We start from the raw sequence: 23195 nt of genomic DNA, 5'->3' as shown, positions 1-23195 counted from the left end.
CTTCCGGTGAAGCTGCGTTGTGTGTGCCCGGCAGGCATTATATAATTAAGGTGGAGGTCGAATGAAGCATTTTGTCGTTTTGCTGTTGTCGGTATTGTCTGTTGCGGTTGCCTGTGCTCAAGGAATGGCTGAGAGCGTGGGCCGCCAATACAATGTGGCCTACCTCGACATCAAAGCCGGCCTGCCCAAAAATCATGTCAATGATATCTTTGCCGACAGTTTCGGATTCATCTGGATTTCCACCTATGGGGGCGGACTCGTGCGCTATGACGGCTACCGGTTTGAGCGAATCAGTGGCATATCCGTCAACAGTAATGCCTGCCGGAGTGTCTGTGAAGATGCTTTCAAGCGTCTTTGGACGGCTTACGATGAAGGAGTCGGTGTGACCGACCTCAAGACGTTGATGCCCGTTGTCCCCGTTTGCAGCCACGGAGATATAAGCAAACTCATTGGCCGACCGGCCGCAGGAGTCTATGCCGATGCGCTCCGCCGGATATGGCTCGTCACGCGCGACAGCATCTTCCTGCTCACTTTCGGCGGCGGGGGCAATGTGGTGGATGTGGCCTCGTGCCGTTACAGTTCGAATACGCCCGATGTGGTGTTGAGAGATGTGGAGGGCAACGGGCAGATGTGGGCCAATATCAACGGTGGTCTCTATCGGCTTGAAAAACGAGGCAACAGGTTGGTGCGCAAAGAGATAGCTCCTGCCATGCGCATACTCGGCGGTTTGTTCGTGACCGATATGCTGCGCCGCAATGCCGATGTGTGGATAGCCACCAATGCCGGTCTTTATCGGTACGACTGCCGCCGGAAGACGCTCGAAGCCTTCAAAAACTCTGTAGTTGCCGGTTCGCTCTCCCATGACTTCGTGAGCAGTCTGGCCATCGGCGATGGGGGAACCCTGCTTGTGGGCACCCTCGGTGGTGTGAATATCTACCGCGACTGCACCCGTGATTTCGAATTGTGGAATGCTTCTTCCCCCGTCAATCCGCTAAGTAGCAACTTTGTGAACTGCATTTTCACCTTCCACCACCAGTTGTGGGTGGGAACAGAAAATGGAGGCATCGTGAAACTGACTCCCCGCCGGTTGCTTCTCAACAACTTTTATCATACTCCTGCCCCCGGTTCGCTCTCGTCCAACCTTGTCAATGCCATGTATGTGGAGCCGGCCGGCCGCCTTTGGGTGGGCACGGTGGAGGGCGGGCTGAACCGCCTCGACCGCGGAAGCAATGCTTTCATACACTACAACACGCACAATTCCGGCCTTCCTCATAACACCGTCTCCACATTGGCTTCCGGTCGTGCCGGCCGTCTGTGGATAGGCACGTGGGGTGGCGGAGTGGCCTATATGGACATGGCCCGGCCCGACCGCATTGTGCCGCTCGCCGTGGATGCCGCCCACCGCCCACTGCTCAACTACATCGGGGCACTCGCTTACGATGCCCGTAACGACGGACTGTGGATAGGCAGCAACGACGGCTTGTTCTTCTACGACTGCAAGGCGGGCCGCCTCATAGAGCCTTTTGACGGATGCCGCAACGTGCGCGGGTGCATCGGTTCGCTCATCGACAGCCGGGGGCGGTTGTGGATGGGGTGCATCTATGGCGTGAGGGTGATAGACCTGAAGACGCGTGACCGGCACGACCACTTCCGGGCACGGTCGTTGGTCTACCGGCTTGATGCCCCTTCGTCGAAAGTCATTGACCACATCACCTCCATCTTTGAAGCCTCCGACGGCACCATCTGGCTGGGCAGCAACAGTTACGGACTCTATCGCCGAGTCACCGACAAGGCCGGCCACGAACGCTTTGAGGTGCTTTCCACAGCCGACGGGTTACCCAACAATGCCGTGAAAGGCATAGCCGAAGACGGAGCCGGCCGATTGTGGTTCACGACCGACAACGGACTGGTGGTCTATTCGCACAAAAGCAAGACTTTCACCACCTATACCGAGGCCGATGGCCTGCGTAGTTCGGCTTTCTACTGGAACTCGATCGTGGGCACGGGCGGCAAGCTCTACCTCGGCAGCATCAACGGACTCACCGTGATGGAAGGTGAAAACCGGACTGCTGTCTATAAAGGGCGGCTGCGGTTTACCGGACTTGTAGTGGACAATCAAGCCATCTTGGCCGGCACCCGTTATCTGGATGAGGACATCTCCGTGGCCCGGGAAATCCGTCTGCACGAAAGTGACAAGTCGTTTTCGATAGATTTTTCGGCCCTCAACTTCGGCAGTGAAGACCAAGGCACCTATTGCTACCGCATGGTGGGGTGGGAGAAAAACTGGGTGTATCTGAAGCCCGGAGAACACGCTGTGAGATATTCCACATTGCCCCCCGGCAATTATCGTTTCGAGGTGAGATATACATCGGCCCTTGAGCGGGCCGAAAACCAGACCGTCGCCATCAATGTGACCGTGAAACCTTATTTCTACAAGAGTTGGTGGTTTGTGCTTCTTCTGCTCTGTCTGGCCATAGTTGTCACCGTCAGTTTCTACAACCGTCGCGCAAATCAGCTGCGACGATTGGAGGCGGAAAGACTGCTGGGCCCCATTCGCAAGATACTTGAGGAGTCTGAAGACCCCGAACAGTTTCGCCGGCGCATACACAACATACTCTATAATGAAGTGAAATACAAGGACAGCTATTCCAAGAGTGTGGAGGCTGACAAAGAGAAGGTGGCCCGCAAGTTGGGCAAACCCTTTATCGACCGTGCGGTGGAGATACTGGAACAAAACTACATGAACTCCGATTTCGGTATTGAAGAGTTTTGCAAGCTCATCGGGATGAGCCGTTCGCTGGTCAACAAGCACCTTAATGCAGAGGCCGGTGTGCCCCTCGGGCAGTTTATTCGCAACTATCGTCTGAGCATGGCCCGCGAACTGTTGGCCAACAACAAGGCCAACCGCAACATCACCGAAATAGCCTACAGTGTGGGCTTCAACGACCCGAAATATTTCACCCGCTGCTTCACCAAGATGTATGGAGTGAGCCCGAGTGCCTATGTCGGATGAGTTTCCTGATTCCCGCGTCATTCGGCCTGTTTTTCCGGCCTGTTGACCGGTCTTTGTCCTGATTCATTCAAAACTATAGTGATATTTCGAAAAAGTTTTACCCGCCCTTTTCCCCTTATGTGTTGTAAAACCGGGAATACCGATTCTTTTTTCCTGAAAAGTTGAAAACGGGATGCGATTTGGCCGTAGTCACAAGGTCAAAGGACCGTAGTGAGAAGCTCAAACAGCCTCTTTTGCAAGTCAGGAACAGCCCTTTCGAAAGCCCGTTTGGGCCGAATGAGCCCCCCGGCAGGCCTAAAACGAAAAAAAGGAAACACCCGCGTGCTTCCTTTGCTGATGCAAAGATACAACTTTTTACGGCCGAATGCAAATGCGGAAAGAAAGATGTTGACACCACGTCCCATTTTTAATCTTTTGCCCTTTTCCCTCTTTTCCTCCCTCCTTTCCCATTCCCGTTCCGGCTTTCTGTCCACTTGAGGTGCCCCTTTCTTGCTTTCCGACTTTCCATCTCCTGCCCAAGACAAACTTTTAAAGGGTGAAAAAGACACTCATAACGCGTTTTATCCACCTTATATATCGTTTTGTCTACCCGTATTCTTGTGCCTTTCTTTAATTTTGCAAACATAATTAAACAATTCTATTAACTAAAACCTAATAAACATTACCTATCATGAAGATTGTTAAATCTTTGTTTAGTATTGTTGGTCTTGTTGGGCTCGTGGCATCTTTTGCATCTTGTAGTCCTGATTGGGGAAGTACCGATCCCGAAGCGGGGAACCAGACTTATGCCACCCGTCAGGCTGTTGCAAGCTACAATTTCGAGTATGCGGGCAAAAAACAGTTTTCAGATCTCAACATGACACACAATTTGGCTGAGGTGGTCAAGGATGATTCCCTCGGCAGCAACGTTTTGCATTTGAATGACTCCGGGTGTGTCAGAATCGTCAATCCGTTCACGACGGTGAAGCTCCAAAATGGTGCTGCCGTAGCTTTTTGGGTGAAACTTGACAGCACTGATACCACTCGTCCACTCTTTTCCTTTGGTTCTGAAGACGAAAATGCCCCAAGGTTCACTTTCGGCGTTAACGGTCAGTTGACCTATTCAAAGCCCGGACAGCTGGAGTCTTTGAATCTTGATGAAAACAATCCTAAAGCGTTCAAGACCGGCATCCTTTCTGCCGGGAAGTGGCATTTTGTAGCCCTTCAAGTTGCAAAGAGCGGCTATCAGCTCTATGTTGATGGCAACAAGAGCCTTTCCGGTCATGAGTCTGATGCCACAGCCGCGACCAATTTCAAGTATGAGACTTTGTTGAAGTTTATAAACACAGCACCTTATTTATATATAGGTACTGAAAAGATTGGCGATGTACATGCAGGAGCTTATTTTGATGACGTGGCTCTCATCGGCAACCAGATGGATGCCAAAGACTGGAACAAGTCGGCTTCCGGCAGTGGCGGAGGTTCAGAAGCCTTCAAATATGTGCTTGGCGACCCAGTCTTGGAAGTAGGTACGTCCGATTGTTCGGCCGAATGGTGGAAACACTTCTCCAACTATTATAGAATGCCTTCGGGAAGTGCCATGCGCTTTAGATTTGTAAACCATACCTCCGGAGCCAATAATTGGAATAACTGGAATCTTTGCCTGAGCACTGATGCCGACCGGGGAGGGGACAGTTATAAGGAGTATTTCGTTATCCGTTCAGATAAATACGGATGGGGTGAAAGCTATAATGGCGACAACTTCAATAACGAAGGTTATCCGACCGATGATGCCGGATGGGCGGAGTTCCGCAAGGAGATGGAAGGCGCCACGGTAGATGTGACCATTGCGCGCAGCGGTTCCACGGTGAATGTCACTGCCGTGGCAACAGGCAAGAGCGGTAAAGTCTATACGGAGAGATTTTCCGCCAAGTGTGGAGACGGCTCTCAGGTGGTGCGGGCATTCTTCATCGTAGACGGGTCATATCTTGTTTTCGACAAGACAGCTTGCGTGGTGGAAAGTGCCGTGACGCTTAAAACCACGACCATTGGGGCGGCAGACAACTCTTCCGAGTGGTGGAAAGAATTCTCCGATTATTTCCAAATTCCGGCAGGCAAAGCATTGCATCTGGGCTTTACGAACCATACCTCCGGAAATAATAATTGGAATAACTGGAATCTTTGCGTGAGTACAAAGGCCGATCGTGGCACTGCCGACTATAAGGAGTATTTTGTTATCCGTTCAGATAAGTACGGATGGGGAGAAAGCTACAAAGGTGACAATTTCAGTACGGAAGGTTATCCGACTGACGATTCCGGATGGGCGGAATACCGTAAGGATATGGAAGGTGCCAAGGTGGGCATGACCATCAGCCGCGTTGGTGCAGAAGTGACCGTAAAGGCTGTTGCCACCTGTACCAATGGCAAGGTGTATGTCGAGAGTTTCCATGCTACTTGTGGCGATGGGAAACAAGAAGTTAATGCTTTCTTGATAGTCGATGGCTCTCACCTTGAAATGGATTCCCAACAGTGCTACGTGATGGCACCATTGTATAATTGATAAAAAAAAGAAAACAATGAATAGCAGCATATTTCATAAGTCGTTCCTTTGTCTGGTTTTGATGCTCCTCTCTTTGGGAGCATCGGCCCAGGAGAAGCTTACTGTGACCGGTACGGTTGTCGATGCTACGGGCGAAGCCATCATCGGAGCAAGCGTACTGGAAGTGGGTACGACGAACGGTGCCGTTACCGATTTCGACGGCAATTTCAAAATACAAGTTAAGAACGAGAAGTCGCAGTTGCGCATTTCATACGTCGGTTTCGACACCCAAACGGTCATCGTCGGCCCCCGTCGCGACTTGAAAGTTACGCTTCAGGAAGACCATCAAGTGTTGAAAGAAGTGGTGGTTGTGGGTTATGGCGCCCAGAAGAAAGAGAGCGTGATAGGTGCCATCTCCCAAGTGTCGAGCAAGGACCTTCTGTCCACTCCTGCTGCCAACGTGACGCAGGCCATTGCCGGTAAGATTCCCGGTGTGATCACGACACAAACCTCCGGTGCTCCGGGCATGGACGACGCGACGATTAACATTCGTGGTCGTGCCACTTTTGCCGGTGATGGCGCCCCTTTGGTCATGGTCGATGGCGTGGAGCGCGCTTTCTCTCAGGTGGCCCCCGATGACATAGAGAGCATTTCCGTGTTGAAAGATGCCTCTGCCACAGCTGTTTATGGTGTGCGCGGTGCCAATGGCGTGATTCTTGTCACAACGAAGCGCGGTCGCGAGCAGAAGCCCGAAGTGAGCCTCACGGGCAACTTCCAATGGTCTTCGCCCACGCGCAAACCTAACTATCTTAATTCTTACGAAAGCGTAAGCCTGCTGGAAGAAGCCCTTTCCAATGACGGACTGCCGTCACAATACAGTGCCTCGGACATTGAGATGTACCGCAAGAGTGTCAACGGCGAGCTTTCCGGTGTGGATGCCCTTCTCTATCCCAATGTGGATTGGTATGACGAGGTGTTGAAGGGGTCTTCTCCCGCCCAGCGATACAATGTGAGTGTCCGTGGCGGTACGAGGCGTATGCGATACTATGCGTCCGGTGAGTTCTATAATCAGCATTCGCTGGTCAAGAATCTGTCGCAAGACCAGTACGGCAATACTTCCAGTCCCGGCTATCGCCGTTACGCTTTCCGTGCCAACATGGATTTGTTCTTGACCAAGGATCTCACGTTCAGCATCAACTTCGGTACGCGTTTCGAGGAACGTTATGGTTCCAATACAACGGAACGGTCAGACAACTATGCCATCTTTGCCCGGCTGAATCACACGCCGGGATGGATATTCCCCGTTGCCTATCGCGTATCCAATGGAGAGACGTACTCCACGCTCTATGGTGGCAGCTCGAATTATCAGGACAATGTCGTGGCTGCTTTGGCAAAGGGCGGTTACTATCGTGGAACGAACACTATCAACGAAACCAATTTCATAGCCGACTATAAGATGGATTGGCTGACCCCCGGTCTTTCTGTGCGTGGCATGGCTTCATTCGACTATGACTCCTACTATCGTAAACTTTTCAGTGCCGGTTTTGCCACATACGAGCTCAACGACCGTGACAACTATCAGAGTCTCGATGCCTATAACAAGTTCAACACTGACGGCGAACTTAGTTATTCCAAGAGTTCAAGCACCATTTACAAACTGTATATGGAGGCTCAAATCAATTACGCGCGGAAGTTTGGTGTGCATGATGTGACGGCCATGCTTCTCTACAACCAGAATGATTACCGTAAAAATTCAGAATTGGCCAAACGTTATCAAGGTCTTGTGGGCCGTGTCACCTATTCTTATGCCGATAAGTATTTGGTGGAATTCAATGCGGGGTACAATGGTTCTGAAAACTTCATGAAAGGCAGACGCTTCGGATTCTTCCCCGCATTCTCCCTCGGATGGCGCGTGACGGAAGAGAAATTCATGGCAGGCACCAAAGAGTGGCTGAACAATCTGAAGATTCGTGCAAGCTACGGTGAAGTGGGTAATGATGTGTACACCGTGAACGGAGTGGCACAGCGTTTCCTCTATGAAGAGAAGTGGAGCCAGATAAACAACGACTATTATTTCGGAAATACCGGCACGACGGGCATTTACGAGAGTCAGTATCCTAACTACGGGGTGTCGTGGGAGCGCGCCCATAAGTATAACCTCGGTGTCGAGTTTGGTCTTTGGAACGGTCTGCTGAATGGTAATGTCGATTTCTTCTATGAGAAGCGCAATGACATTCTCACCGCTTATCTGACACGCCCGCAGTGGGTAGGTGTAGCTATGGCAGCCGGAAATCTCGGCGAGACGAAGAATAAGGGTATGGAAATCGAACTTCATCACCACAAGAGTATCGGCAAAGACTTTTCTTACAATGTGGGCCTTACCTTCTCTCATGCCGCAAACGAGATTATCAACATGGATGAGCCGGCCATCAAGACAGCCTATCGCAAACGTGAGGGGCATCCCATCAATCAGTATTTTGGCCTTGTCTGTGAAGGATTTGTGACACAAGCCGATATTGATGGTGGCAAACTTCCGGTATCTACCTATACGGGCAATGTGAAAGTGGGAGATCTTAAGTATAAGGATATGAATGGCGACGGATTCATTGACGATCGTGATGAGACATTTATCGGCCATAGTGACATTCCCGAGAACACCTATGCGCTGACCCTTGGTGCCAACTATAAGGGCTGGGGCTTTGAAGTGATGTTCCAGGGTGTGGACCATGTGTCTCGCTACTATGACAGCGATGCCATGTTTGCATTTCAAAACAATGGTAAGGTGAAAGATGTGCATTTGGGCCGTTGGCAACCCGCCCAGAGCGAAGAGTGGAATTTGGCCAATGCCTCTTATCCGTTGTTGCACTATGGAAGCAACGGAGATCACAATCAGCGCTTGAGTTCTTTCTTCCTCAAGAACGGTTCGTTCATTCGTTTGAAGAATATTGAACTAAGCTACATGCTTCCTGCAAAGTGGATACAGCGTATTGGCATGAGCAGTGCGCGCCTTTATGTCAACGCCAACAACTTGGTCACTTGGGATCATCTTAACGACCTTGTAGACCCCGAGAGTAACGGCTCTAACCGTTATCCCATCTTGAAGACAGTCAACGTAGGTTTCAATGTTGTATTCTAATCAGAACCTTTAAAATCGATTTAAAATGAAGAAATTCAGTATATATGCTTTGGCATTGGCGCTGGGAGCCATGACGTTTACGTCGTGTGAAGACGCTTTTGGAGATTTTCTTAATAAGCAGCCCAGCAACGAGTTGACTAAAGGCGAAGTGCTTGGCGACTGGGCCCTGTTGGTTCAGTTCCACAATGACACTTACAATTTCCTGCGTCATGGTGCGCTGAGAATCAATCGTTCATGGCTTGATGCAGCCACCGACTTGGCTGAATCGAGTATCCAGACCTCCGGAACCCGCACAACCTTGAATATTGGCAATTATTATGGGTCAGGTGGAGCTGCCGAGTTGGCAGACACTTGGGAACACTATTATCGCGGAATACGCAAATGTAACATAACGATAGCGACACTTGATGCAGACACGGCGGGGGCACTTCGCCCTGCCGACCTTTCGGTCGAACTCTTCAAGTCGCGCAAAGCCAACTATAAAAGTGAGGCCCGTTTTCTCCGAGCCTATTTCTTTTGGGAAATGTTTTTGCGTTATGGTCCTGTACCTTTGGTGACAGAAGTGCTCGATCCCAATGGTGATTTGCTCAAAGGCTATACGGAGCGTCCCACGACAAAGACTTATATTGACTTTATCCTTAAAGAGTTGCAAGAGTGCGAGAGTGGGCTCAAGACTTACACCGAATCGAATGATGCCACTTATGCAGGTGTTGTCAATCAGCCTACGGCACGTGCTCTCTATGTCCGCATCATGCTTTATATGGCCAGTCCGCATTATAGTGAGGCTTCGGGCATAACTTGGCAGCAGGCTGCCGATGCGGCCAAAGGCTTTATTGATACTTACGGAGCAAACTATAAACTTGAAAACCGGACGAATGGCGGTGTGTCTGCCTATAACAATGCTTGGCTGCTTACCACTTATAGTGATCAAAATCCCGAAGTGATATTCTTCCGCAACGATGTCAATATCAGTTGGGGGAATATCGTGGATGACACTCCGGTGGGTGAAGGAGGAAACGGTGGGCTTTGCCCCAGTCAGAATCTTGTTGACATGTATGATATGGCCGATGGGTCGGCACCGTTCACCAAGTATGATGCAACCGGTTCGCCGGTATATGATGCCGCCTATAATCCAACGGTGAATGCCAACAGTCATTATACCGACCAGACCATGTGGCAGAACCGTGATCCCCGTCTTGCTTCCACCATTTTGTATAATGGAGCTGCTTGGGGTGGTCGCACCATCAATGTGGTCTATGGAAAGGCAGACAATCCTATTGGCAACCAGAACTCCACTCCTACGGGATATTATGTGCGTAAGTATATCCCTGAGGCCATTCTCAGTGCCAATCACACCGGAGCAGCCAAACGCCTTTGGAAACTCTTTGGCTACAATGAAATCCTTCTCAATTATGCCGAGGCTTTGAACGAGGCCGACTTTGACGCCAATTATGAAACGGTTTGCGGACTGCTTGACCAGATTCGCCACCGTGCAGGTATCACCGGTAATGTGGCCGACCGTCTGGATTTGACTTCACAGACAGCCATGCGCAATTTTATTCATAAGGAGCGCACCATCGAACTTGCTTTCGAAGAACATCGCTGGTGGGATGTGCGCCGTTGGAATGTGGCTGCCGAGGCTCTTGGCCGTGACATCATTGGGGTGAATGTAGCTAACGATGGCACCATTACCCGGAAAAAAGCTCAAAGCCGTGTTTGGCAGAATAGAATGTATGTTTATCCTATTCCTGAAACAGAGACTTGGAAGATAGGAGAATCTTTCCAGAACGAAGGATGGAATTAAATCTTAAATGAATCATATTATGAATCTACAATATATCATAGAACATGTGTCCGCATCAGGCAAAACCCTGATGCTGGGCGCGTTGCTTGGGGCTTCGACAACGGCTTTTGCCCAAAGCCAGCAGATGTTGAAAGGCCGTATTGTCAACAATGAAGGTGAGCCCGTTGTCGGTGCAGTGGTCAATGTGGCTGAAGAAAACCGTATTGTACTTACCGATGCGGAAGGATATTTCCAACTGAAAAAGGTGTCGAAAGACGATGAAATATGTGTCAGCAGCTTAGGATATAAGAATGCACAGGAGAAGGTCACGACTTTTGACGGAAGTTTTGTCATCAAGTTGGAGGCTGATGTTGACGAATACGAGCATCCTGCTCCCATCCCATTTGCACAGCAGAAGAAAAAGTTGCTTACCGATTCGCGCTCAACCGTCACGGGAACAGAGTTGCAGAAACATCCCGTAACGATTCTTCAGAATGCCTTTACCTCCGTACTCAATGGGGTGGAGACCTATGATTGGTCGGACGAACCCGGTTGGTCGGAGTCGTTTACCTTTATCCGCGGCATTCGCACGATGAACATGTCGGCCCGTTCTCCATTGGTTATTGTCGACAATGTGGAGCGCGACCTCTCTTTTCTTGACGCTTTTCCTATTGAGAGCATCACGGTCTTGAAAGACGCGGCAGCTACGGCCATTTATGGATTGCGTGGTGCCAATGGTGTCATTATGGTTACAACCAAGCGCGGTGAAGCCGGAAAGACCAAAATAGACTTTACCCAAGAGGTGGGCTTCAACACGCTGAGCAACACGATGGAGATGCAAAACTCCTACAATATGGCTCTCACGCGCAATCAAGTGCGCTATCTGAGTGGCATGGCTCCTATGTATTCCGACGAACAGATAGCCAACTATAAATTTGTTTCTGAGGGTGGCCGGTTTGCCGACAACGATATTCGCAGGTATCAATATTTTAATACGTCATGGGCGGATCAGCTTTATCGTGATGCAGCACCGCAATATCGTACCAATCTGCAAATCAGTGGCGGCAATCATCGGGCACGCTACTATGTGAGTCTTTCCTATTTGCGCCAGGAAGGTATGTGGAATAAGGAGGGCACGGAAATGAATGCCAACTTCTCCACTCAGCATCTGCTGAATCGTTGGAACCTTCGTTCCAACATCGACATTGATGTGAGTAAATATCTCAATGTTTCCCTTGACCTTGGCGGTCGCATCGACAATATCAGCCAACCCACAGAAGGGGTGTTCGGACTTGTGACCTTTGGTGTGATTGAGGCCAATCCTATGGCTCCCACCCACAATCCCGATGGAAGTATTTACTCTTCGTCTACGGCCAACAACCCGATACGCTATCTTGGTGGTTCCGGTGTTGAGAAAAACCGTCGGCGCAATCTTTATTCGACGCTGAATGCCAAATACGACCTTAGTCCCGTGCTCTCGGGACTCGGACTGTATGGCACTGTCAGCTTTGATGCCTACGAAACATTTGAGTCTACACAGGGACACCAGATCAATTCTTGGAACTATGATTATGATAATTTGAAAGTGACAGATGTCAGCCAGTTCACTTATACGAAGTACACCACCTATTCGGCCCTTTCCAACCCCACTGCCAATCAGCGTGGTTACTACTATAATATCAACCTGCATGGTGGTCTCACTTATACACATCACTTTGGCAAACATGGTGTAGGCGCACGTGCTTTCGTCCGCTACTATCGCAACGAGGAGGCGGGCTCAGATTTCAGCACGCAGCAGAGTGCTTCGTCTAATCGCTATCTTTCATACAATTTCCAGGGAACATACGATTTTGCCAATCGCTATGTGGCTTCTTTCAACTTGTCGCACATGGGCTGTGACAACTTTGACCCCGAAGACCGTTGGGACACCTTCTGGGGTGGTTCGCTCGGATGGGTGATTTCCGAAGAGCCTTGGGTCAAGAAAGGCGGAATTATTAATCTGATGAAACTCCGTGCTTCCTATGGCACTGCAGGACAGTCCAATACCGGCTCCGGCCGTTATCCCTATCAGAGCACTTATTCGGGCGGAACGGGCTATGCTTATGGTTACAACGGTACGTATATCGGCGGATATTATGAGAAGGTTGCGGGCAATCCCAATAATAAATGGGAAATCTCGAAGATGTTGAATGTCGGTTTCGACTGGGACTTCTGGAACAAGAAACTCTACGGTAGTCTTGATGTCTTCCACGAGTGGCGTTCCAACATCCTTGTGACCCGTTCCACAGTTCCTGAAAGTGTACTTGGTGTGCCGATGGCCAAAGACTCTTACGGCAAGGTAGAAAGTCGCGGGTATGAACTTATGCTCGGTCATCGTAACCACATCGGCGATTTCAACTATTGGATTGAAGGACAGCTCTCTTATAATACCAACCGCGTCAAAGAGATGGATGAAACCACCCCCAACGAGCCTTGGTTGGCAAAGACCGGTCGAAGAATCTATGACAACACCTCTGTCGCAGAACTCTATGAGCAGTCCCAGACCGGTACTAACCGCGTGGGTGGATGGAATATCTATCAGTTTGTCAAGTGGGCCGACGACCCCAACTTGATAGCTACTTCACAGCAAGATGCCATTGCCCATCCGGAGAAGTATCCTTATAACACATTCTCCAATGGTAAGCAGCAGTTGGGTACGGCCGTATTCCAGGATCTTAACGGTGACCGGCAGATAGACTCTAACGATATGTATCCGTCTACCTATACCATTATCCCCGAATTGATTCCTACATTAAACTTTGGTTTCGAATGGAAAGGCTTCGATGCACGCATGATAGTCAATGCCTATCTGCGCCGTTCCGTGTTCCTTTCTCCGTCCATCAGTTTCAGCGGATGGTCGAATATGGGCACCCACGAAGTGACCAAAGCATGGGGATACTACACGGATGACCCCACGGATCCTCGCAATGTGAATGCCACTTATCCGCGTCCGGTGTATAATGGTTTCGATGCAGTGGACTCCGATCGTGCCACAGGATCCTATCAGAATAACATCTGGGTACGCAACGGCAATTTTTGGTCGATTCGTAATATTGAAGTTGGATACTCTCTGCCTAAACAGTTGATAGCCAAATTGTATATGACCAAATGCCGTTTCTATTTCAGTGCCTATAATATAGCAACTTTCAGTGACCTGCCCCACGGCGTGGATCCCGAGAAGCCTATGAGCTATGTTTGGTGGTATCCCAAGACCAAGACATTTACTTTCGGTGTTAACATTGGTTTTTGATGTAAATTGTGCTGAAAGAATATTGATTTATGGATAATAGAACTTTATTATATGAAAAAGCTTTTAATTAACATATCGTTGGCATTTTTAGCCGTAGGCGGTGCAACCTCCTGCAGCGATGTGCTTGACAAGGAAGTAGACCTCACGTTTCAGAACGAACAGATTTTCTCCAAGTTTGAAAATACACGTGGATTTCTCGCCAATGTCTATGCCTATCTTCCCGATGCCTTTGCAGGCTACACGAACGGGCAGTTTCTCGGAGCCTCCCGTGACTGCATGACAGATAATGCTTTGTCCTATTGGAATGTGCATTATTATCATAGTGTGCTCAATGACTCCTACGATGCCACAAACCATTATTTCGCATCGGCTTATTGGAACAACGACCTCAAGGGCATCCGTGCTGCCAATCAGTTTATGGCCAACGCCCGTGCAAGTGTGATCGGTAATGTATCGAAAGCCGGTGACGACAATCATCTCTACGACAGATATATGGCTGAGGCCCGTTTTCTACGTGCCATGCTCCATTTCGACCTTGTAGGCTATTTTGGAGCCGTTCCCGTGGAAGACCATGTCCTCTCCAATGCCGAGGCCTCGTCCATGAAGCGTACGCCTGCTGCCGATGTGTTGAAATGGATTGCTGACGAGTGTGACTCCGTAAAGGATGTGCTGCCTTTCAGATATGCCAATGAGAATGAAAATTGGGGGCGCATCAACGGTGCAGCCGCCTATGCGCTGAAGTCAAGGGCATTGCTTTACCGGGCTTCCAAGCTCAATAATCCTGCCAACAATACCGAATGGTGGCAGCAGGCGGCTGATGCAGCCCTTGCTTTCATCAGCAAGAATGCCTCTTCAAGCAATCCATACAAGCTGTACACGACTGCCAACAATGATGTGAAGCAAAACTACTATCAGTGTTTTGTTACCACTCCTCATTTGAATGATGAGTTTATTTTAAGCCGTTCCGAGTGGAATACGCGCGAAATAGAATTGTTCACCGCTCCTTGCGGCTTCTCCGGAAATGTAAATTCCACGGGACGCACGAATCCCACACAGAATCTAGTCGACTCCTACGAGACCATAAACGGTCTTCCCATTGACCAAGACCCCTCTTACAATGACCAAAAGCCTTACGAGAATCGTGATCCACGGCTGGAGCAGACCATTCTTCATCAAGGTTCGGTGTGGGGAGACCCCCAGCAGGATGAGCAGAGGGCTGTGGACGTGTCCTATCCTGACGGTATCGACTATCAGGCCTTGCATGGCGGTACCACAACGGGATACTACACCAAGAAATTCCTTAACAACATGAGTTTCAAAAATCCGACAACCTACCTCCATGCCTGTCCCATCTTCCGTTATGCAGAGATTCTTCTCAATGCGGCCGAAGCACTTAATGAGGCCGGCAAGACGGATCAGGCATACCAATATGTCAATCAGGTGAGGGCACGTGTCGGTATGCCCGCCTATGCAGGAATGACCCAGGGGGCTTTCCGTGAACGCATCCGCAATGAGCGCCGCATCGAACTTTGCTTCGAGGATCATCGTTTCTTCGATGAGCGCAGATGGATGTTGTTCAGTGACCAGACGGCTTCTTCTGAGACTTCTCTTCCCCGTTACAAGCAGGTCTACAACATTTATAGCGTGGTGGTGACTCCGAAGGAGGGTACGGTCTATACATACAAAAACGACAATACCCATCCCACCCGTTCGTTTAATATTCCTAAGAACTATCTGTTCCCTGTTCCCGATGAAACATTCAAGAAAGCACCGAGTCTGGGACAGAATAGCGGATGGGAACTCACTTCCGCTGCCGGTGAGAAAGGCAAGAACAAGTAGTCGTTGCCAAAAGCTTGGATAAACAGACTTGACGGGGGCAGGCTTCTTGCCTGTCCCCGTTTATAAATTCCATATAGAAATCATATTGTGATGATGAAAAGAACTATTCTATCTTTTGTCGCCTTGTTTTCGTGCATGATGATGCAGGCGGCAGATGTTGTGTGGTGTGTTGTCACACAGTCGGGGCAGGCAGTGCCTGTGAGTGCGGTGAGCTATATACTTAACCTCGGTGCCGACAGTGAGACCTTCAATATTGTGTTGAAAGACGGTACGGTCATTCAAGGTATAACCAAAGCCACTTTCTCCCGAATGGAACCAACGGCGATTTCTTCTGTCGGAATTTCCGGCAGCAATGCACCTGAAACACGTATTGCCGGTGATGAGATAACTCTTATCGGTTGCCCTGTGAAGTCGCATGTGGAGATATATGCAGTTTCGGGCAAGAGAATGAAAAGTGTTGTCACGGCCTCATCCGAGACTTCGTTTTCCATATCAGACCTTCCTGCCGGTGTGTATGTGTTGAAGGTGGGCTCCGTGTCCGTTAAGTTTCTGAAGAAATAACCCTTTCCGTTGATGACTATGACAAAGAAAATATTTGCGCTGTTTTTGTTGTTTGCCGTTATGGCAGGCACGCAGGCACAGATCATTTACAAGCGTGTTTCGGCCTCTACCACGCAGACAGCTATCGGCAACCTTTATTTCAATCGCAACGGTAGTGCCGATCAGTGGAGTCTCGGGACAGAGGGAGCGGGATATTCTTCCCTCCTTGATATCAGTAAGATAACCTATATCACGACCAAAAAGGCCCAGCAGAACGAGACAAATCTTGCGGAGGCTTTGGCCAATTATGTGGCTCCTGTTTATGAAGATTATTATGTGTCCACGGCGGGATGGAATGACCGTGCGCGATGGAATCTTTCACAGATTCACGACCCATCTGTCTGTTTGGCCGAAGACGGTTATTATTATATGGTTCAGACCGATGCCGGCTATGGCAATCCCCAAGCCGGTAAAGGACATTTCCTATGCCGTCGCAGCAAGAACCTCGTTGATTGGGAGTTCCTTGGCCCTACGATGCCGGCCGGTGTCCCCGCATGGGTGGAACCAAAACTGAATGACATACGCGCCAAAATGGGACTTGGGAAAAGCTCTGCCAATTTCGCTGACGAAACGCAGTTCGGTTTCTGGGCTCCTTGCATCCGCAAGGTGAAAGACGGCCTGTACCGTATGTACTACGTGATAACGATTCCCGGCACCATCAATGGTGCTGGCTCATGGAGCGAGCGGGCGTTTATCGGGCTCATGGAAACGGCAACTCCGGCCAATGCTAACTCGTGGGTCGACAAGGGATATGTCATTACCAACTATTCTGACAAGGGACTGAACTTTAATGTGACGGGATGGCAAAACTGCTATTTCAAGTTTAATGCCATTGACCCTTCCTATATCATAACTCCCGAGGGCGAGCACTGGCTCATCTATGGTTCTTGGCATAGCGGCATTGCTGCAGTCCGGCTCAATGGTGACACGGGCAAGACACTTGCCGAACAGGGTGTTCCATGGGGAGCGGAAAACGAAGCCGCCTACGGCAAGTTGATTTTTACACGCACAAAGAACGACCGCTGGCAAGGGTCCGAAGCACCGGAGATTGTTTATCATGATGGCTATTATTATCTCTTCATGGCCTACGATGCTTTGGATGTTCCTTATAATACCCGTGTCCTCCGTTCTAAGAATGTAGACGGGCCCTACACTACATTTGATGGTGTGGTGGCCGATGCCGCTAACGGGGCGAACAATAATCCTGCTGTTCTCACCCATCCTTATAAGTTTGGTTCAGACCACGGATGGGTGGGCATCAGCCATTGTGCCGTGTTTGACGATGGTCAGGGCAACTGGTTCTATGTCAGCCAGCAACGCTTTCCGGCTCACTACAATGGCAATGCTTACAGCAACGCCCTCATGATGGGAGGCGTGCGCAGCATCAAGTGGCTTTCCAACGGGTGGCCTGTCGTAATGCCCGAGCGCTATGGAGCCGTTCCACAGGCAGAGATCGGTGAAGCGGAAATTGCCGGTACGTGGGAGCACATCGATTTGGGCTACTCGTATGGCAAACAGAAAGCATCTTCCCAAATGACCTTTGCCGCCGACGGTAGCATCACGAGTGGCATCTGGAAAGGCGGGCGCTGGTCTTTCAACGCCGCCACCAACACCCTCACGGCCAACGGCGTGGAGCTGAAGGTGCAGCGCGAAGTGGACTGGGAAGCCTCTCCCCGCACCGCTACGATTGTCTATTCCGGACTCAACGGGACGAAGTCTTATTGGGGCAAGAAAGTGCGGTAGAGACTTGCTGGCCGATGATATTTTTTCTCAATGAAAGTGGGGGAGGGACGCTGTGTGGGCGAACTCCCCCTGTTTTTATTACCGAACAATGATAGACCAATGAAAAGACCGCTTTTTCTCATGCTGTTTTTTGCTGCTACAGCCATTACCTTGGCGCAGCCGGACGGCCGCAGTCATGGTGGCTTCGACACGTTTGTCACCGATACGCCGATGGTTCACGACCCCGTAATGGCCTTCGAAAACGGCAGGTATTATCTCTTTTCCACCGGTCACGGCATCCGGCAGATGGTCTCTTCCGACCGGCGTTCGTGGACGGTGTCGCGCCACCCGGCTCTTGACAGCATACCGGCTTGGACAAGAGATTCCGTACCCGGCTTCGCCATCCATGTCTGGGCACCCGATATTATCCGTTGGCACGGCCGTTGGTGGATGGCTTATTCGTGCTCCACTTTCGGGAAAAACACATCGGCCATCGGTCTGATGAGCCGTTCCTCCCTTTCCGATAGTGTGGGATGGAAAGACGAAGGTCCGCTCGTCTGCTCCCGTGAAGGGCGTGACAACTGGAATGCCATCGACCCCAACTTCATCATCGACGAGCACGACCGCCCTTGGCTCGTGTGGGGTTCTTTCTGGGATGGCATTCAGTTGGTGCGGCTCGACAGCACGCTGCATATTGCCTCGGGCGAACATCCCCACACCATTGCCCGTCGCTATGCTCCATCTTCCACCGCGCAGGAGAAAAATCCCACTTCTGAGTATGCCGGTCCCAATGCCATTGAAGCACCTTTTATCTTCCGTCACGGTGGCTATTATTATCTCTTTGTGAGTTGGGACTACTGCTGCCGGGGCACGCAGAGCAGCTATCGCGTGGCTGTCGGGCGAAGCAAAACGATTGAGGGTCCTTATATTGATGAGAGCGGACGAGACATGCTCCAAGGTGGTGGCACGGTGCTCGTCGAGGGTGACAAAAAGACGTTTGAGGCTCTCGGCCATTGCGCAGCCTATCATTTTGCCGATGGCGACCTCTTTATCTGCCATGGTTATAGTGTTGAAAAACAAGGGACCTCTGTCTTAGTGCAGCGCCGTATGGAGTGGAAGATACTTGCCGACGGCACCGACTGGCCGGTGCTTGTTCCATAGTTGCGGTGTCGGTCTCGTCCGGCATCCGGTCGGTTGCCCATGAAGAAAGGCTGCCTCCTTGGTCTGTCACGACCATCGGAGGCAGCCTTTTGCTATGGTGGGGGTGTTGAAAACCGGTTTGCTTAGAAACGGTAGACTGTGAAGGACTTGGCGGGCAGGATAACTTTGACATTCGTGCCGTTTACAGGCAGTTCCGATGTCTGCGGCACAATGGCCGTCTTGTTGGCGATCGAGTTTTCGGCCTGTATGTCGGACGACTGCAATAGGGTCACCTTGGCCGTGGAAACCGGCCGCTTGAGGTTGTTGAAGCCGAGTGTGACGGTCTGCTCCTTGTCGGAGGCATTGCCTATCTTCACGATGTAGCTCTTGCTGTCTTTGTCGTAGACGGCACTGGCATAGAGACCGTCGGTCCCCGTCACCGGCTTGCCGTTTTCGGTGAGCTTGAGCATGTTGGTGCCCCGGTTGGTGCCGTAGAGCATCTGCACATACCAGTTGGCACTGCGCACACTGGTGAGGTTGTCAAACCAAATGAGGTCGGGCTTCCACTGCCAGCCGTCCACATGGGCGAAGAGGGGAGCGTAGGTGGCTTGGTAAACCACGTCGGCATTGCGTTCCAGTCCTGTCATGAAACAAGCTTCCGAGAGGGCTGCCTCCCAGTTGTTGCGGGAGCCTTTGCCGTGGGCGGCATATTCACCGGCAAACACCTTGGGACCTTTGCGCGAATAGTTGTCATAGCGTGTCGCATTGTCGAAGAACCATCGCGGACTCTTATAGTAGTGTTCGTCTACGAGGTCAACGTTCAGTTTGCGCATCTCTTTCCAGCCATAGTCGAAGTCCTTGCCGTCGGCCGAAGGTCCGGAACTGCCGCAAATCCTGATGTTGGGGTATTTGGCCCGAATCTGTTTCATAAATTTCTCCAGCCGCTCGGGATAGAGCGGGCCCCACTGTTCGTTGCCGATGCCGATTTGCTTCAGGTTGAACGGAGTCGGATGGCCCATGTCGGCTCGCAGTTTTCCCCACTTGGAGGTGGTGGGGCCATTGGCAAACTCTATCAAGTCGAGTGCATCGTCTATGTAAGATTGCAGGTCGTCAAGGCACACGTGGGCGTTCTTGTCATTGTCTTTGTTTTGGAATTGGCAGGCCAGTCCGCAACTCAGTATGGGCAACGGTTCGGCTCCGATTTTTTCCGAGAGCAGGAAAAACTCGTAGAATCCCAGTCCGTAGGTCTGGTAGTAGTTGGGGTAGAGACGGTGGGGGAATGTGTAGTTCCAGCGGTTTTCGTTGAGGGGACGGTTTTCCACCGGGCCCACCGAGTTTTTCCACTGATAGCGCGTGGCCAGATCGGTGCCCTCCACGATGCAACCGCCGGGGAAGCGGAAGATGCCCGGATGCAGGTCTTCGAGGTCTTTCACGAGGTCGGTGCGCAGTCCGTGCCAGTTGTCTTCGGGGAAGAGCGACACGTGGTCAAGGTCAACGCCCTGGTCGGACATCAGGAATATGCGCATCAGCCCCTTGGCATCGGTCTTGTTGGAAGTGAGTGTGGCGGTGTATTTCTGCCATTTGTTGTTGGTCACGGTGATAGTGTCGCGGGCGATGGGTACGTCGTCCGAACCGACAAGTTCCACGCGGAAGCGGGCCGTGCCCCCCTGCAAGTCGGTGATGCGAGCATAGACGGAGAAGTCGTAGTGCATACCTTTTTTCAAGCCCATGCCGAAGAAGCCGCGGTTTTCCAGACCCGTCACCTTCTCCGTGTGCCCCGAACGCCGCAGCGTCACATAGTGCGGGTTGCGCTCGAAGGCCGGTTTCTCGTCGGCCACGCTCACGTTTCCGAAAGCATTCCAGCCCATCAGCCGGTCAGGGAACTCAAACGAGCGGTTTTCCACCATCTCGGCGTAGAGGCCGCCATCGGCCCCGAAATTGATGTCTTCAAAGAATATGCCATACATCGTCGGCTGTATGGGGCCGCCCGGACGGGCATCTACCGTAAACCGGTGCTGGGCTGAGGCTCCGATAGAGGCCAAAGCTGCCATGCACGAAATGATCAGTTTTGTTTTCTTCATACAAGTATAAATTGTTTGGGTTTTGTTTGATAGTCATTTAAGTATGTGGCCCGTGTCGGGAAATTCGGTTGTCTGTGCGAGCCTTGCCGGCCTTGCGGACGGCATCCTGCAAAAGGCGTCTCCCGCAAGCGGTTTTGCTTTTTGATAGTCGCAAAGATACTGCTTTTCTTTCAATTTCGAGTAGACGTTTGATAAGAAAAGGTAGACGGAAACGCTTTTGAGTGTAAAAATGATACGAAAAGGGTTCGGACAGCCCTGTTCAAGACCTTAAACCGATGTATAGTGCGAACTATTAAATGTTTCGAAAAACACTTACACGCCCTTTTTCCCCACCCGTCTTTCCTGCCTGTTCCAGCCGTCCCATGAGCCAGATCCGCCTCATCAATTTTCTCACTAAGCCCAAGCGACCATGCAAAAGGGCCACACTCAGAAGCTCATTCGGCCCGAGTGAGGGCGCGAAAGGGGGCGGATTGAGTCTTTGTTAAGCCCCTTTCGCATCCCATATCGGGGATAAAACAGAAAAAGGAGAGCCTTGGTGGACTCTCCTTGCAAGTGCAAAGATACATCAAAAAGAGGGAAAATGCAAATCGATAGTGAAAGAAGTTTACAGCGCGAGGGCCGTTTTGGATTAGGACAGGCAGGCATCGTGAACTTTCCCGTTCATGCGATTTAGCCGGTTTGTTTCCCCAAATGGTGGGCTTGCCAGCCTGAAAAGGCCATAAAAAACGCACTTGACAGCCGCCTGTGGCGAAGTCAAGTGCGTTTTGCTTGTTGTTTTCAGCGGATTGAAGATGCCCGGAAAGTTATTCTTCTACGAGGCTGAAGTCTTCTTTGGTCACTCCGCATGTGGGGCACACCCAGTCGTCGGGGATGTCTTCGAAAGCTGTGCCGGGAGCAATTCCACCGTCCGGGTCACCTAATTCCGGGTCATAGATATAACCGCATACATCGCATACATACTTTTTCATAATGTTTTTATTTTTATTGTTATTATTATCGCAGCACGTGGGTGCGCGAGGAACTGTAGTTTGAAATGAAGAACCTTGAAGTTGATATTCCTTGTTCTCTTTCCTTCAAATAGCTTTTCTTATTGGTTGCAAATTTACATAAAAGTTTAATATGATGTGTGGGAAAAGGCAAAATAAATGTTAATGGATTACTCTTTGTTGGATAAATTACAATTTCTTGAGCTATATCAATCATCCGACTGATGCTATAAAGCGATTGGAGGGCAGGCTCCGGCTGTTGCCATGCAGGTGTCCGTATCAGGCGGGCATGTTATGTCCGGTCTTCCATTTTGCCGCGAATTGATTATTTTTGTCTTAATGTGATTATAATTCGCAACACCTTCCTTCTTTGTCTTTTATTTATTTTTATCAACCAATTAGTTAAAAAATCAACTTTTAGTAAAATCTTCATCAGCTATTCATCAATTTTTTAGTAACTTTGCAATCTCAATATATAAATATGTAATATATGGCTGGAACAAAACGAATGAAGACCGCGTTGATTTCGGTTTTCCACAAAGATGGTTTGGAGGAGTTGCTTGCCAAGCTGCATGAGGAAGGGGTGAAGTTTCTGAGTACGGGCGGTACGCAGAGTTTCATCGAATCTTTAGGTTATGAATGTCAGAAAGTGGAGGATGTCACCACCTATCCGTCTATCCTCGGAGGGCGTGTGAAAACCCTTCATCCCAAAATATTCGGCGGGATTCTTGCCCGTCGCGACAATGAGGGCGACCTCGGCCAGATGCGGGAATATGAGATTCCGGCCATTGATCTGGTGATTGTAGACCTTTATCCTTTCGAACAAACTGTGGCTGGCGGAGCAAGCGAAGCCGAGATTATCGAGAAGATCGACATTGGCGGCATTTCCCTGATACGTGCCGGAGCCAAGAATTTCAAAGATGTGGTCATCGTTCCGAGTAAGGCAGAATATGGCGTATTGTTGGACATTCTCAACAAAAAAGGTGCACAGACCGATATTGAAGACCGGAAAATGCTGGCTGAACGGGCATTCGGAGTGAGCAGTCATTATGATACAGCCATACACAACTGGTTTGCCAAATAACTAT

The 23195-nt window shown here is 50.3% G+C and carries 12 protein-coding genes; 10 read left to right on the top strand and 2 right to left on the bottom strand.

Features of this window, described 5'->3' with window-relative positions:
• Positions 1-61: 61 nt before the first annotated feature.
• From HMPREF6485_RS00835 to HMPREF6485_RS00790, 9 genes are all read left to right on the top strand, one after another.
• Complete coding sequence (locus HMPREF6485_RS00835) at positions 62-3013, top strand: two-component regulator propeller domain-containing protein (protein WP_004344071.1); 2952 nt, start codon at positions 62-64, stop codon at positions 3011-3013.
• 670 nt (positions 3014-3683) lie between these two features.
• Complete coding sequence (locus tag HMPREF6485_RS00825; protein WP_004344067.1) at positions 3684-5552, top strand: LamG-like jellyroll fold domain-containing protein; 1869 nt, start codon at positions 3684-3686, stop codon at positions 5550-5552.
• A 16-nt stretch (positions 5553-5568) separates the two neighbouring features.
• Positions 5569-8667 carry a SusC/RagA family TonB-linked outer membrane protein gene (locus tag HMPREF6485_RS00820; protein ID WP_004344065.1) on the top strand — a complete coding sequence of 1033 codons (3099 nt, stop codon included), beginning with the start codon at positions 5569-5571 and terminating at the stop codon, positions 8665-8667.
• A gap of 25 nt (positions 8668-8692) precedes the next feature.
• Positions 8693-10471: a RagB/SusD family nutrient uptake outer membrane protein gene (locus tag HMPREF6485_RS00815; protein WP_004341706.1), complete on the top strand. Its 1779-nt coding sequence runs from the start codon at positions 8693-8695 to the stop codon at positions 10469-10471.
• 19 nt (positions 10472-10490) lie between these two features.
• On the top strand, positions 10491-13739 hold the full coding sequence (locus tag HMPREF6485_RS00810; RefSeq protein WP_248622178.1) for a SusC/RagA family TonB-linked outer membrane protein: 3249 nt from the start codon (positions 10491-10493) through the stop codon (positions 13737-13739).
• Between the two features lie 51 nt (positions 13740-13790).
• Complete coding sequence (locus HMPREF6485_RS00805; RefSeq protein WP_004344060.1) at positions 13791-15578, top strand: RagB/SusD family nutrient uptake outer membrane protein; 1788 nt, start codon at positions 13791-13793, stop codon at positions 15576-15578.
• Positions 15579-15668: 90 nt separating this feature from the next.
• A complete protein-coding gene (locus tag HMPREF6485_RS00800; protein WP_004341703.1) occupies positions 15669-16139 on the top strand; it encodes a T9SS type A sorting domain-containing protein in 471 nt (156 codons plus the stop codon).
• Positions 16140-16151: 12 nt separating this feature from the next.
• Entirely contained in the window at positions 16152-17921 is a 1770-nt protein-coding gene (locus tag HMPREF6485_RS00795; protein ID WP_004344059.1) for an arabinan endo-1,5-alpha-L-arabinosidase, read from the top strand.
• Positions 17922-18020: 99 nt separating this feature from the next.
• Positions 18021-19061: a family 43 glycosylhydrolase gene (locus tag HMPREF6485_RS00790; RefSeq protein ID WP_004344058.1), complete on the top strand. Its 1041-nt coding sequence runs from the start codon at positions 18021-18023 to the stop codon at positions 19059-19061.
• 122 nt (positions 19062-19183) lie between these two features.
• Here HMPREF6485_RS00790 and HMPREF6485_RS00785 read toward each other — a convergent pair whose 3' ends face one another.
• Positions 19184-21121 carry an alpha-L-arabinofuranosidase C-terminal domain-containing protein gene (locus HMPREF6485_RS00785; RefSeq protein ID WP_004344057.1) on the bottom strand — a complete coding sequence of 646 codons (1938 nt, stop codon included), beginning with the start codon at positions 21119-21121 and terminating at the stop codon, positions 19184-19186.
• Between the two features lie 803 nt (positions 21122-21924).
• Complete coding sequence (gene rd / locus HMPREF6485_RS00780; RefSeq protein ID WP_004341699.1) at positions 21925-22089, bottom strand: rubredoxin; 165 nt, start codon at positions 22087-22089, stop codon at positions 21925-21927.
• A 508-nt stretch (positions 22090-22597) separates the two neighbouring features.
• Between rd and HMPREF6485_RS00775 the strand changes: the two genes are divergently transcribed.
• The gene (locus HMPREF6485_RS00775; RefSeq protein WP_004344055.1) at positions 22598-23191 is read left to right on the top strand and encodes a bifunctional phosphoribosylaminoimidazolecarboxamide formyltransferase/IMP cyclohydrolase PurH; all 594 of its coding nucleotides are present in this window, start codon (positions 22598-22600) and stop codon (positions 23189-23191) included.
• Positions 23192-23195 lie beyond the last annotated feature (4 nt).

This window comes from Segatella buccae ATCC 33574, from assembly GCF_000184945.1.
Lineage (GTDB): Bacteria > Bacteroidota > Bacteroidia > Bacteroidales > Bacteroidaceae > Prevotella > Prevotella buccae.
Note: the sequence above shows the minus strand (reverse complement) of the source record. Positions and strands in the feature narration are given on the sequence as shown.

Excerpts from the sequence above, each read along its gene's own strand:
- HMPREF6485_RS00805 (WP_004344060.1), top strand. The coding sequence starts at position 13,791 with ATGAAAAAGCTTTTAATTAACATATCGTTGGCATTTTTAGCCGTAGGC.
- HMPREF6485_RS00825 (WP_004344067.1), top strand. The coding sequence starts at position 3,684 with ATGAAGATTGTTAAATCTTTGTTTAGTATTGTTGGTCTTGTTGGGCTC.
- HMPREF6485_RS00785 (WP_004344057.1), bottom strand. The coding sequence starts at position 21,121 with ATGAAGAAAACAAAACTGATCATTTCGTGCATGGCAGCTTTGGCCTCT.
- HMPREF6485_RS00775 (WP_004344055.1), top strand. The coding sequence starts at position 22,598 with ATGGCTGGAACAAAACGAATGAAGACCGCGTTGATTTCGGTTTTCCAC.
- HMPREF6485_RS00820 (WP_004344065.1), top strand. The coding sequence starts at position 5,569 with ATGAATAGCAGCATATTTCATAAGTCGTTCCTTTGTCTGGTTTTGATG.
- HMPREF6485_RS00810 (WP_248622178.1), top strand. The coding sequence starts at position 10,491 with ATGAATCTACAATATATCATAGAACATGTGTCCGCATCAGGCAAAACC.
- HMPREF6485_RS00795 (WP_004344059.1), top strand. The coding sequence starts at position 16,152 with ATGACTATGACAAAGAAAATATTTGCGCTGTTTTTGTTGTTTGCCGTT.
- HMPREF6485_RS00800 (WP_004341703.1), top strand. The coding sequence starts at position 15,669 with ATGATGAAAAGAACTATTCTATCTTTTGTCGCCTTGTTTTCGTGCATG.
- HMPREF6485_RS00790 (WP_004344058.1), top strand. The coding sequence starts at position 18,021 with ATGAAAAGACCGCTTTTTCTCATGCTGTTTTTTGCTGCTACAGCCATT.
- HMPREF6485_RS00815 (WP_004341706.1), top strand. The coding sequence starts at position 8,693 with ATGAAGAAATTCAGTATATATGCTTTGGCATTGGCGCTGGGAGCCATG.
- HMPREF6485_RS00835 (WP_004344071.1), top strand. The coding sequence starts at position 62 with ATGAAGCATTTTGTCGTTTTGCTGTTGTCGGTATTGTCTGTTGCGGTT.
- rd (WP_004341699.1), bottom strand. The coding sequence starts at position 22,089 with ATGAAAAAGTATGTATGCGATGTATGCGGTTATATCTATGACCCGGAA.